Raw genomic sequence first — 12,135 nt, forward strand, 5'->3', positions numbered from 1 at the left:
TTATCGGTAGCTGGTGAACCGGGCGGGCCAGCGCCAGCCTGGCATTGTGATCTTGTGATCACCTTGTAGGTTGTACCCGATACCTATGGCCTGTGCCCGGGAGGAGGGGTGGCCGTGACCGACTGGGAGCCGGCCACCGGGGCCGAGGCGGCGATGCGCGACGCGCTGCACGGCAATGACCAGCAGCTTTACTTCCGCATCCTGTCCGGTGTCGAGCTGCTGCTGCCGGTCTCCGCCCAAGCGGCCGCAGGGCACACACCGGTGGGCTGGGGCACCTGGACGACCGGCGGCCGGACGCACGTGCTGGCGTTCACCTCGGCCGAGGCGATGCGGGCCTGTCTCGGTGAGCACGCCGGCCCCAGCCGACGCACCGGCTACGCCGAACTCGCCGCGAGCTGGCCGAACCACGAGTGGTGGTTGGCGGTGAACCCGGGCCTGCCCATCGAGGGCTACCTGCCCGCCTGGTACGTCTCTCAGCTCTCCCGAGGTGACGTCCGGCTACCCGGCCGTACGGTGGGCGCTCGCGCCCGGTTGGAACGGGTGGAGGCGCTGAATCGGGCTCGCGACGCCGCCTCGGCGGCACCCCCTCCGGCACCGCTGAACCCGCCGTCCCCACCGCGACAACCGGGCCCGGTCCGGCCGACACAGCTCTCCCCGGCGCCGCCGGTGGTGCCGGCGGCCTTCCATGTTCCCGAGGTGCCGTCGGTGGCGTCGGGCACGGTCGCCGGTCCGCACCGACCGGAGCCCGCCGAGCGGGCACCCGCCCCGCCCCGCCCGGCCCGGCCGGACAGCAGCGGGACGGGCCGTGCCGGTGCGGGCGGCCCCCGGCTGCCCGGTGATCTCGGCGGTGTCCGGCCGGATGGCCCCAGCAGAGACGGCATGCCGCCGCGGCGGCCGTCGCCGGGCCGGAACGAGGAGCCGACCTCCGCCGGGCCGGGATGGCCCGTGGCGCCGGAGCGGCCCGGAACGCCCAGCAACGGACGTCCGGCCGGTTCCGAGCCGCCGGCCCAGCGTTCCTTCTTCGAGCCCGCGAACGGTCGCTCGACGCATCGCGGTGACCGCCTTGCCGAGCGGGCCGCGCCACCGTCCCGGTTTCGGGGCGGTCAGCCGTTTCCCCGGCGTGGATCAGCCGGCGAGCCACCCTCCGACGGGCCGACGCGTGCCTTCGTGTTCAGCGAGAACGACCAGGCCACCGCCCGGCCGCAACCCGTAGCGAACGAGGAGGCGACCCAACCGCTGCCGCCGCCCGACGGGCCGGTCCGGCCGCTGCGGGTGAGCACTCCCGCGGGCTGGGCGGCACCGGGCGGCGGTGATCCGACCGCCGGCGGCGGTGACCCGACCCAGGCGCTGCCCCAGCGCCAGCCGGTCGAGGAAGAGCCGACCTCGGCGGCCGAGCCGATCTCCGCGCCGCCCGCGCCGCGCCGCGGATTCACTCCGATCGTCATAGAAGGCACCATCATCGAGGCTCGGGACCTCACCTCGACCAACGGTCGGCCGGGTCAGACCGGCGGGGCACCGCACGGCGGCAGCGGGCCCGTGCCCCAGGCGGAGACACCGTCCGCTCGTCCGGCACCTGAAGACACCGAGGTGGCGACTCCGCCCGTGCCGGCACCGGAGCCGACAGCCGTCGAGCCGGAGCCGACGGTACGCTTCCCGACGCCCCGCCCGGAGCCGACAGCGTCGGGAGCTGAGCCGACCGTGGCCGCGCCGACAGCGACGCCCGAATCGACCGTTCCGGTCCGGACGGTGACGCCCGATCCGACCGTTCCGGGGCGGCCGGTTACGCCCGAACCGGCGACCGCAGCTCCGACGGCCGCCCCGGCACCGCCCAGCCAGGCCCGGACGGACGCCGACGCTGCTGCGGCACCACCGGCCGACGCCCACCCGGCGGCCGCCCCGGTCACGGAGACGCCCTCGCTGTTCACCCCGGTGTCCGCACCGCCGTCAGCGGCGTCGCACACTCCGGCACCCGCGTCAACCGCGCCGGCCACGGAAGTGCCCGCGGCTGCCGAACCCCCGGTTCCCGACCCCGCGTCCGGCCCGGTCACCGCGCCCGTCGTCGGTCCGCCCTTCCGGCCCGCCAACGAGGTGGAGGACGACCTGTACGCCGCCGCCGAGGCCGGCAGCACCGACACCTTCCTCTCCACGCTCCTGCTGGCCCGGGTCCTCATGCCGGTTGCGGCCGACTCCGCCCCTGGTAGCCGCCCCGGCGACCCGGGTTTCGTCTGGCCGGCCGTGCAGTTGGACGGGCAGACCTTCGTGGTGGCCTACACCTCTCCGCAGCGCCTCGCCGACCACACCGATCCGGCGGCCGAGACGGTCCAGGTCCGCTTCGTCCAGCTGATCCGGAGGTGGCCCGACCCTTCGTGGTCGTTCGCGGTCAACCCCGGCACTCCGGTGGGCGCGAAGCTGCCCGGTGAGCAGATCGTCGGGCTGGCCAACTGGGCGGCCGAACTCGGCCTCGGCGACGACGCTGAGGGCGAGCCCGAGCCGACCGTCGAGGCCCCCGCACCGGCGAGCAGTCCACGGCAGGCGGCCCCCTCGGGTGACCTGGCCCGGCCGATCGTGATGCAGAAGGCGATCGCCCCGAGCCAGCTCGGCTACTACCTGGAACGGGGCTACGACCGGGTTTCCGGATTCGTCCACCGGGCGAGCGAGTTGGCGCACCTCACCACCCCGACCGCCCTTTACCAGGCGCTCGGCCTCAACCATCCCGAGTCGCCCTTCGCAGCGGACGCCGAACAGATCTACGTGCTCCGGTGGCCCGCGTACCGGCCGAGCCTGTACCGCATCCCCTACGGCGGGCAGAACGAGGCGGCCATGCGGGCGATGGAGGGTTGGGTGATCGAACGGCCCCCGTTCCGGGGCAACGGCTTCGCCCCCGGCTCCGGCAGCGAGGTGCTTGCCGAGTTCAAGGTGGACAGCGTCCGGCTGCCGCACGGTGCCCAACTGGTGTGCATCGATGCCTCGGGCGCCGAGCGGCTGATCGCCGTGCTCGACGCCGACACGCTCTCCTGGCAGGAGGTCGGCGAGCGGTGATGCGCGACGGCTACGTGGCGCGCTGGCGCGGGCGGGAGTTCCAGGCCAGCCCGGACGGCGGCGAGGTTCGGCTGTACCAGCCGGAGCCGACCGAGGGTTTCACCGAGGTGCGCCCCGGCCGGCACGTCCGGGTCGTGCCGGCCAGCGAGATCGAGGAACTGGCGTACGTCCGCACCACCTGCACCTGGAAGGGGCAGCCGTTCATCGTGCTGGCCGAGCACGACGGTTGGCTGCGAGTCGAGTACACCGGTGGACGCTGGCCGGTGGCGCAGGCGATGCGGCTGGAGGCGTTCGACTTCGGCGTCTACCAGGGTTGGGCTCCCGTCGGCGAGGTCACCGACGTACGCGAGCAGCGGGTCTGAGGCGCGTCCGCGCGGGTCAGGACTTCGCCCAGCGCAGGATCTCGCCGAGCACCAGTTCCGGTGCCTCCAGGTGGGGGAAGTGCCCGACCTCGTCGAGCAGTCGCCACTCGTACGGTGCGCTGACGTAGCGCCCGGAGCCCTGGGCGGTACGCGGCAACGAGGCCACGTCCCGCGCGCCGTGCAGTTGCAGCGTGGGAGCGGTAATCGGTCGTTGCATCAGCTTCACGAACCGGTAGCCGTGCAGCCGCAGTACCGATCGGAACGCCCACCGGTAGCCCTCCAGCGCGCAGAAGGCGGCTTGCGGGATCCGCATGGCCTCCCGGTAGCGCCGCGCGTAGTCGGCGAAGTCCGGGCCGGTGACCCAGCGGTGGCCGCCCCAGCGGCGCAGCATCTCCTCCACCGCGCGGCCGTTGTCACGGGTGAGGAGGTGTTCGTACCGGGGCAGCTGGAACCTCAGCGCGGGGGTCGACGCGGCGAACTGACCGCGTGGATCGGCGAAGATGGCGGCCCGCAGCCGCAGTGGGTGCGGGGCGCCGAGCACCACCAGGCGGCGCACCAGGTTGGGGTGGAACGACGCCGCGGTCCAGGCGATCATGCCACCGGCACCGGTGCCGATCAGGGTGGCCGAGCGCTCGCCCAGCGCCCGGATCAGCCCGGCGACGTCGGCCGCGAGGGTGTAGCCGTCGTACCCCCGGGGTGGTTTGTCGCTGGCGCCGTAGCCGCGCAGGTCCATCGCGACGGCGCGGAAGCCGGCGTCGGCGACCGCCGGCAGCATCCGGTGCCAGGCCCACCAGTGCTCGGGGAAGCCGTGCAGGAAGAGCACCATCGGCCCGGTACCCGCCTCCACGACGTGGAAGCGGCTGCCGTTGGCACCCACGAACCGGTGCGTCCACGGCCCCTCGGTGAGTACGCAGGACTCGTCGACGGCCTCGTCACGCTGCTCGGTCATGTCCGACAGCCTAGGGCCCCGTCCTGTCGATCATCACCGGGCTGCGACGGGCCCCGGCGGCGTTGTCGGTGCATCCGCCGGTTCGTGCCGTCGGCGTGGATGCCCGGTCGGTCCGAGCGAACGGCGCGGACGGTCAACCGACCGGGCTCATCTTGAGGATGCTGAGCGGGATTCCCGGGCCGCAGTCCACCTCGGCCGCGGCCGGAGCGGTGGTCACCCGTACCCAGGTTCCGGTGGCGAAGGTGCCCTTGTCGGTGCCGTGCAACGCGTACTCCCGGCCGTCGTCGGTGACCAGGGTGTAGCAGGGGCCGCTGCCGCCCCGGCTGAGCCGGCCGGCCAGGACGTTTGACTTGCGCAGCTCGGTGGGATGGCGCGGCGGTGCCGTCGGGGTGCCGATCAGCGGCGGTTCGGTGGGTGACGGGGGGCTGCCGGTACGCCCGACGGGAGGCTGCGCGCCGGCATCGCCGGCCGGGCGGTCGGGGCTGCCGGCCGGTGAGCTGCCGGTTGCGGTGGGGCCCTGGTCGGCGGTCACGGTGCCTCCGTCCGACTCGCCGCAACCGGCCAGGGCCAGCAGCATGGCGAGACAGGCTGCCGGCACTCGGATGCGGTTGATGGTGGGCACCGAGGTACGACGTGAGCAGGCTCGCGGCGGTTCCCTGCCGGTCGGGGCCGGTGCCGAGAAGCGTGCTGCCCCGGGCGGGTGGTCCGCCCGGGGCAGCACGTCATCGGTCCAACGGATCAGGAGAAGCGGACCTTGGTGTAGATCCCCTTTTGCTCCAGCACCTTGATCTTGGTGCCGGTGGCCGGGAGCTTCACGCCGTGGTTCGGCAGCTCCGGGAACCAGTACTTCTTGGTGTCGTCGAACAGCGGCTGCGCGGCCTGCCCACGGATGTACTGCGGCTGGCTGTTCAGGTGCAGCGTGAACGAGTCCGCCTTCTTCAGGCTGAACGGCGCGTCGTAGACCTGGATGCGGGCCCGCCAGGGCTGCCCGGTGAGGTTGTAGATCGGCCGCGGATGCGCATCGATGATCATGTTCCGGCCCTCGCCCGGGTGCGCGAACGTGTCGTTGTCCGCCCACCGGGTGTTCCAGTACGAGATCAGCAACCCCTCCTGGTACGCGTAGTGGTCCACGTAGTCCGGCTTGGTGTTGTCGTACCCGAAGAAGTACGGGCCGGTCTTGAGGTACCTGTCGTACGAGATGTACTGCCGGGTGCCGGCGATGTAGTAGTTCGCGAAGCTCCGCGTGTACGTTGCCTCAACCACCTCGAACCCGCCGGCCAACGTCCAGCCGCCCGCGTCGGACTCCGCACCGTCGGTGAAGACGGTCTCGCCGTCGGCGGTCAGCGTCACCGCGTCACCGAAGAAGCCGCCCTCGGAGACACCGCCGTCGGTCTGGTAGCGCAACCGAAATCCGACGCTGTTCCCCGCCACCTGGTCCAGCGGGATCGCGATGTCGACCCACTCGTCGTCGGAACTGCCGTCCAGCGCGAAGCGGCCGGGGGAGATCTCCTTCAGCGGCTCGCCGTCGACAGTGCCGGGCTGCGACGTCCAGGTCTGTCCACCGTCGACCGAGGTCTCGAAGAAGAGGTAGTCGTAGTCCGCCTCGATGCTGTAACGGCCCTTCATCGACAGGGTCGCCGACGACTTCCCGGTCAGGTCGAACGTCCGGGTCATGGTGCTGTTGAGGTCGTCCGCGTTGCCGGAGAAGAACTGCTTTTCACCCTCGAACGGCGCGCCGTTGTCGAAGGTGTACTCCCGCTCGGGCAGCACCACCACGGCGGCCTGGGCCTCCTTGGTGTTGTACTCCTGCGGGCCCAGGGTCAGCGTCCGCTTCTGCCCGGCCACGATCACCTCGTAGTCGAGCCAGCCGAGCTGGAGCTTGTTCCAGGCGCCGAGGTCGCCGCCGCGCTCGCCGATGCCGCCGTCGTTCTTGGCGCCGAGCCGGCTCTGGGCCATCAGCGTCCAGTGCTCGTTGTTGTTGTCGCCGCCGCTGATGACGTTGTAGTCGTCCGGCAGGCCGAGGTCGTGGGCGTACTCGTGGTAGAAGACGCTGCGACCGCCGTTCTCCGGCTGGATGGTGTAGTCACCGATCCAGACGCCGGTGTCGCCGATCTGGGTACCGCCCGCCGGGAAGTTCGACGGCCCGGTGCGGCCCTGGTCGGAGGCGTACGCGTACCAGCGGTGGCTCCAGATGGCGTCCTCGCCCTGGATCGGGTCGCCGTCGGCCATGTCGCCACCGGCGTGCACGATCTGGAAGTGGTCGATGTAGCCGTCCGGCTCGTTGAAGTCGCCGTCACCGTCGTGGTCGTAGCGGTCCCACTCGTCCATCGCCCGCACGTCAGCGGCGATCTCCTCGTCGGTCCGCCCGGCGGCCTTCTGGTCGCCGACCCACTGGTTGGCGGCGTCGCGCACCAGCGCCCAGACGTTGTTGCAGACGATCCCGTCGCACGGGTAGCCGCTGGAGCGGCCGTACCGGGCCTCGTTGTACTGGACCTTGACCCAGTCGGTGACCACGCCGTCGACGCTGTACCGGCCCGAGGACTGGGCCTCGTAGTACTGCTTCACCGACTCGTCACCGGGTTCGGTGCCGAAGTAGAGCTTCCGGTAGTGGTCGGCGTCGTAGTCCGCCTGCCAGACGGTGGAGTTGTCCACCGACCGGTCCGGCTCGGGGATCTCGTTGTGCAGTGGCCCGTCGAACTTCGTCGGCCCGGGGATCTCCGGGTCGGTGTCCTGGTCCGGGTAGTCCGGGTGCCGGTCGTTGCCGAACTCGGCGAGGATCACGAAGATCTGGTCGGTCTTCTCCCGGGACAGCTCGACGTACTGCTTCTCGGTGGGGCCCCGGCCGCGCTTGGTGGCCTTGGCGTTGCGACCGGCCTCACCGCCACGGGCCGCCCGCTCGCCGACCTTGACCACCGTGCTGCCGTTGATCCGTTCGGCCTTGGCTCGGCCCGACAGCACCTCGCTGAGGCCCTCCTGACGCAGGGCGCGGCGCTTGGCCTCCAGCGGGTTCGGTAGGTCGTGTTCGGCGTGGGCGGGCTCCGCGATGGACGGGGCGGCCGCCGGGGTCTCCGGCTGCGGCGCGGCTGCGGCGGCGGATGAGCCGACCGTCAGTCCTGTCGCCGTCAACGAGAGCCCGAGCAGACCCACTGCGACTTTCCGCACGTGGTACCTCCGGATTGAGGGAACCGACCCGTCGGGGGGTTGCGGGTCGGTGAAAATGGCCCCCGTGAATGGGGCCAGTGGTGAACCTAGGGACTACTGGGGCTGGTGGGAAGAGTCGCAGCCGAATTTGTTGCACCTTTTTGTTGGCAGGCGTTTTCACTGTCACATCTCGATCCGGTTGCGGCGTACCTCGACATGACGAAGGGTGGCGGCCCGATGCCGGACCGCCACCCTTCGGGTCGTACGCCTGTCGTCAGTCCTCGTCGGACTTGCCGCCGCTCATGCCGGAGGCGATCAGGTCCATCACGGACGAATCCTGCAACGTGGTCACGTCGCCCAGCGAGCGGTTCTCCGCCACGTCCCGCAGCAACCGCCGCATGATCTTGCCGGAGCGGGTCTTCGGCAACTCCGGCACCAGCATGATCTGCCGGGGCTTGGCGATCGGGCCGAGCGTCTTCGCCACGTGGTTGCGCAGCTCTGCGATGAGTTGCTCGCCGGCCTCGCCGGAGATCTCGGTGCTGCCCCGGGGGATGGCGAACGCGACGATCGCCTGCCCGGTGGTCGGGTCGGTCGCGCCGACCACCGCCGCCTCCGCCACCGACGGGTGCGAGACCAGCGCCGACTCCACCTCCGTGGTGGAGATGTTGTGCCCCGACACCAGCATCACGTCGTCGACCCGGCCGAGCAGCCAGACGTGGCCGTCGTCGTCCTTCTTCGCGCCGTCACCGGCGAAGTAGATCCACGGGGCGTTGGCATCGCCACTGGCACCCGCGCCGAACCGCGACCAGTACGTCTCGATGAACCGGTTGTCGTCACCCCAGATGGTGCGCAGCATCGACGGCCACGGCTCGCGCAGCACGAGGTAACCGCCGCCGCCATTGGGCACCGACTGGCCCTGGTCGTCCACCACGTCCGCGACGACGCCCGGCAGCGGCGTCATCGCCGAACCCGGCTTGGCGGCGGTCACGCCCGGCAGCGGCGAGATCATCATGCTGCCGGTCTCGGTCTGCCACCAGGTGTCCACGATGGGCAGCTCACCTCGCCCGACGTGCTGCCTGTACCACATCCAGGCCTCGGGGTTGATGGGCTCGCCGACACTACCGAGCAGCCGCAGCGAGGAGAGGTTGTACTCAGCCGGAATCTCCTCACCCCACTTCATCATCGTGCGGATCAGCGTCGGCGCGGTGTAGAGAATGGTCACCCGGTACCGGTCGACGATCTCCCAGAAACGGCCCTTGTGCGGAGTGTCCGGGGTGCCCTCGTACATCACCTGGGTCACGCCATTGGAGAGCGGGCCGTAGACGATGTAGGAGTGACCTGTCACCCAGCCGATGTCCGCCGTGCACCAGTAGACGTCGGAGTCCGGCTTCAGGTCGAAGACCGCGTACGAGGTGTACGCCGCCTGGGTCAGGTAACCGCCGGTGGTGTGCAGGATGCCCTTCGGGCGGGCGGTGGTGCCGCTGGTGTACAGGATGAACAGCGGGTGCTCGGAGTCGAACGACTGCGCGGTGTGCTCGGCCGACGCCTGCTCCACCGTCTCGTGCCACCAGTGGTCCCGCTCGGACCAGCCGACGTCCTCGCCGGTACGCCGGACCACCAGGACGTGTTCGACCGACGGACAGTTCGCCACCGCCTCGTCGACGGTCGGCTTGAGCGCGGAGGGCTTGCCGCGCCGATACCCGCCGTCGGCGGTGATGACCACCTTCGCCGAGGCGTCCTGGATCCGGTTGGTGAGCGCGTCCGCGGAGAAGCCGCCGAAGACCACGCTGTGCGTGGCGCCGATCCGGGCGCAGGCCAGCATCGCGACCGCGGCCTCCGGGATCATCGGCAGGTAGATCGCCACCCGGTCACCGGCCGTCACCCCGAGGTCGGTGAGCGCGTTCGCCGCCTGGCAGGTCATCCTGTGCAGGTCGGCGTAGGTGATCGTGCGGCTGTCGCCGGGCTCGCCCTCCCAGTGGATCGCCACCTTGTCGCCCCGGCCGGCCTCCACGTGCCGGTCGAGACAGTTGTAGGCCACGTTCAACTGCCCGCCGACGAACCACTTCGCGAACGGCGGCCGGGACCAGTCCAGCACCTGGTCCCACTGCTTGGTCCAGGCCAGCCGGGCCGCCTGACGCTCCCAGAAGGCGAGCCGGTCGGCCTCCGCCTCGGCGTACGCGTCCGCGGTGACGTTGGCGTCAGCGGCGAGTTCGGCCGGCGGCGGGAACTGGCGCGTCTCGTTCAGCAGGTTGGCCAATGCCTCGCTCATGCCGGCACTCCGCTTCGCTTCGTGCCGCCCTGAGGCACCAGCGCGCTGCATTGATGATTCGCTCGCTGCCGCTCGCTCATGCGGTGACTCCTCGTTGCTCGGGTGACCTGGGTCTCTCCCGGGCAGGTTAGTCGCGGCGGCCGAGCGAGGCGACCGATCCCCGACGCGCCCGTCGCTCAACGGCCCCTCCCACGCGCCGAGGTGCAGGGCAGATCCGTCGCTGTCCCGGGTGGCGGCAGGTTGCTGTCCCGGGTGGCGGCAGGTTGCTGTCGCGGGTTGCGGCATGTCGGGCCTTCCCGCCAACGTGAAAGCCCGACATGCCGCATGTCGCGACTGCGGCCCCGCGACTGCGGCCCCCGGCGCGGCCCCCCGGTCGGCGCGGCCCCGGTCGGGCGGGTGGTCCCTGCCGGGCCGGGTGGGTGGCGGGGATCGCGTTGCCGGTGACTCCCGCCCGGTGCCGTCGGCATCGTCGCTAACGTGTCGGGGTGACCGCCGATCCGCTCGCGCCGCTGCTCGACCTCGCCGACATCGCCGCCGCCGTGGAACGTGCCCGCGACCGGTTCGACCGGGCACTGGGCCACCGGGCGCTGCGGCGCCACGGCGGCCAGGTCGCCGCCGAGGTGAGCCTGCGCTCCGCGGTGGCCAGCGCCGGGCTGGAGGGCCACCACCACGAGCGGGAGACGGTACGCGCCGGCACCGTCACCGAACCGGTGCTCCAGGGTGCGCTGCGGGTGGCCGGCACCCTGCCCGGGCTCAGTGAACTCTGGCCGAAGGCGCCCCGGCAGGCGTTGGCGAAGCTGCACGTGCTCGCCGCCCGCGAGGTGGTCACCGAGGCCGAGCTGGGCCGCCCGGTCAACGACCCGGTGGTCGCCACCCGGCTAGACGCCCTGGCCACGCTGGTGGCCGGCGGCACCCAGGTCACCCCACTGGTGCTGGCCGCCGTCGTGCACGGTGAACTGCTCAACCTGCGGCCCTTCGCCGGCCCGTCGGGCGTGGTGGCCCGGGGCGCGGCCCGTCTCGTGTTGCTCTCCACCGGATTCGACCCCCGTGGCCTGCTCGCCGTCGATGTCGGGCACCGGGAACGCGAGCCGGAGTACGTCGGTGCGGCCGGCGCCTTCGCCACCGGCACCCCGGACGGCCTGCGCTCCTGGCTCCGCCACTACATGTCCGCCGTCGAGGTGGGCGCCGACCAGCTCACCGCGATCGGCGACGAGATCCTGGCCGCCTGACCGGTACCGGCTGCTCGTCCGATTGGCGCCGACGGGCCGGGCCTGCGGTGGAGCGGCGACCGAGTCCGCCTGCGGCGGTGCCTCTGCGACCAGGTCAGGCAGGCGAGGCGGCGGCACGGGTGCGGCGGTGCCGGCCGTACCAGGCGATACCGATCGCCACCCCGACGCCGACGCCGAGCGCCGCCGCGGCGACCGGAACGGCGGGCCGCTCGCGCAGTCGCCGGCCCAGCGGTACCGGGTGCCGGAACTCAAGCACCGGCCAGGCGTTCTCGACCGCCAGGCGGCGTAGCTGCCGGTCCGGGTTGACCACCGACGGATGACCCACGCACTCCAGCAGTGGACGATCGCTGTACGAGTCGGAGTAGGCGTACGAGTCGGCCAGGTCGTAGCCGCGGGCGGTGGCGAGTTCGCTTACCGCCTCGACCTTGCTGGGACCGGCGGCGTAGAACTCGACCTCGCCGCTGTACCGACCGTCGACCACGCCCATCCGGGTGGCGATCACGTCGGTCACCCCGAGCAACGCACCGATGGGGCGCACCATCTCCTCGCCCGAGGCGGAGACCAGCACCACGTCCCGACCGGCGGCCTGATGCTCCTCGATCAGCGCGGCGGCCTCCGCGTACACATAAGGGTTGATCAGCTCGTGCAGCGTCTCCGCGACGATCTGACGGACCTGCTCCACCGGCCACCCCTTGCAGAGCGTGGCGAGATAGTCGCGGGTCCGGGCCATGGTCTGCTCGTCGGTGCCGCCCAGCCGGAACATCAGCTGCGCGTACGCCGACTTGACCACGTCACGCCGAGTGATCAGGCCGTCCCGGTAGAACGGCCTGCCGAACGCCAAGGCGCTCGACTTGGCGATGACGGTCTTGTCCAGATCGAAGAAAGCGGCACTTCGGCCCACGGCGCGAAAGTCTAGCCCGATGGTCTATGGTCGGCGGGTGCCCGGGGGCTGAAGTGCACTCGGACCTGCGGGCCCGCCCCCACCCGCCTGCGAACAGTGACCGCGGTCACACGCTGCGAACAGGATTTCGCAGGGAGTGGAGGCTACACCACTCGACGTACACAGGTCCGCTCAGGCAGACTTGTTCGCAGCACGAGCATTCATATCTCGTACACCCGCAGACCCTCGGCGGTTGCACCCCCCGT

The 12,135-nt window shown here is 71.5% G+C and carries 8 protein-coding genes; 3 read left to right on the forward strand and 5 right to left on the reverse strand.

Annotated features, from left to right (window positions below):
• Positions 1-114: 114 nt before the first annotated feature.
• Entirely contained in the window at positions 115-3,039 is a 2,925-nt protein-coding gene (locus tag ACN26Z_RS04040; RefSeq protein WP_421459896.1) for an SseB family protein, read from the forward strand.
• A complete protein-coding gene (locus ACN26Z_RS04045; protein ID WP_421459897.1) occupies positions 3,036-3,401 on the forward strand; it encodes a hypothetical protein in 366 nt (121 codons plus the stop codon). Before ACN26Z_RS04040 ends, ACN26Z_RS04045 begins: the two co-directional genes overlap by 4 nt.
• 16 nt (positions 3,402-3,417) lie before the next feature.
• Here the strand turns inward: ACN26Z_RS04045 and ACN26Z_RS04050 are convergent, their stop codons facing one another.
• The 4 genes from ACN26Z_RS04050 to acs all read right to left on the reverse strand — a co-directional run bounded on the left by ACN26Z_RS04050 (position 3,418) and on the right by acs (position 9,760).
• Positions 3,418-4,350, reverse strand: coding sequence for an alpha/beta fold hydrolase (locus ACN26Z_RS04050; protein ID WP_282240323.1), 933 nt, complete (start codon positions 4,348-4,350; stop codon positions 3,418-3,420).
• A 133-nt stretch (positions 4,351-4,483) separates the two neighbouring features.
• On the reverse strand, positions 4,484-4,972 hold the full coding sequence (locus tag ACN26Z_RS04055; RefSeq protein WP_421459899.1) for a DUF5818 domain-containing protein: 489 nt from the start codon (positions 4,970-4,972) through the stop codon (positions 4,484-4,486).
• A 116-nt stretch (positions 4,973-5,088) separates the two neighbouring features.
• Complete coding sequence (locus ACN26Z_RS04060) at positions 5,089-7,497, reverse strand: immune inhibitor A domain-containing protein (protein WP_421464519.1); 2,409 nt, start codon at positions 7,495-7,497, stop codon at positions 5,089-5,091.
• A gap of 268 nt (positions 7,498-7,765) precedes the next feature.
• Positions 7,766-9,760, reverse strand: coding sequence for an acetate--CoA ligase (acs, locus tag ACN26Z_RS04065; RefSeq protein ID WP_421459900.1), 1,995 nt, complete (start codon positions 9,758-9,760; stop codon positions 7,766-7,768).
• Positions 9,761-10,245: 485 nt separating this feature from the next.
• On the opposite strand from acs, the gene ACN26Z_RS04070 reads away from it, so the two are divergent.
• On the forward strand, positions 10,246-10,989 hold the full coding sequence (locus tag ACN26Z_RS04070) for an oxidoreductase (protein ID WP_421459901.1): 744 nt from the start codon (positions 10,246-10,248) through the stop codon (positions 10,987-10,989).
• A 94-nt stretch (positions 10,990-11,083) separates the two neighbouring features.
• Here the strand turns inward: ACN26Z_RS04070 and ACN26Z_RS04075 are convergent, their stop codons facing one another.
• Complete coding sequence (locus ACN26Z_RS04075) at positions 11,084-11,890, reverse strand: HAD family hydrolase (protein WP_093404060.1); 807 nt, start codon at positions 11,888-11,890, stop codon at positions 11,084-11,086.
• Positions 11,891-12,135 lie beyond the last annotated feature (245 nt).

Source organism: Verrucosispora sp. WMMD703 (genome assembly GCF_049178935.1).
GTDB lineage: Bacteria > Actinomycetota > Actinomycetes > Mycobacteriales > Micromonosporaceae > Micromonospora > Micromonospora sediminimaris.

Bases quoted from the DNA above. Each gene is read 5' to 3' on its own strand.
- ACN26Z_RS04050 (WP_282240323.1), bottom strand. From the start codon at position 4,350: ATGACCGAGCAGCGTGACGAGGCCGTCGACGAGTCCTGCGTACTCACC.
- acs (WP_421459900.1), bottom strand. From the start codon at position 9,760: ATGAGCGAGGCATTGGCCAACCTGCTGAACGAGACGCGCCAGTTCCCG.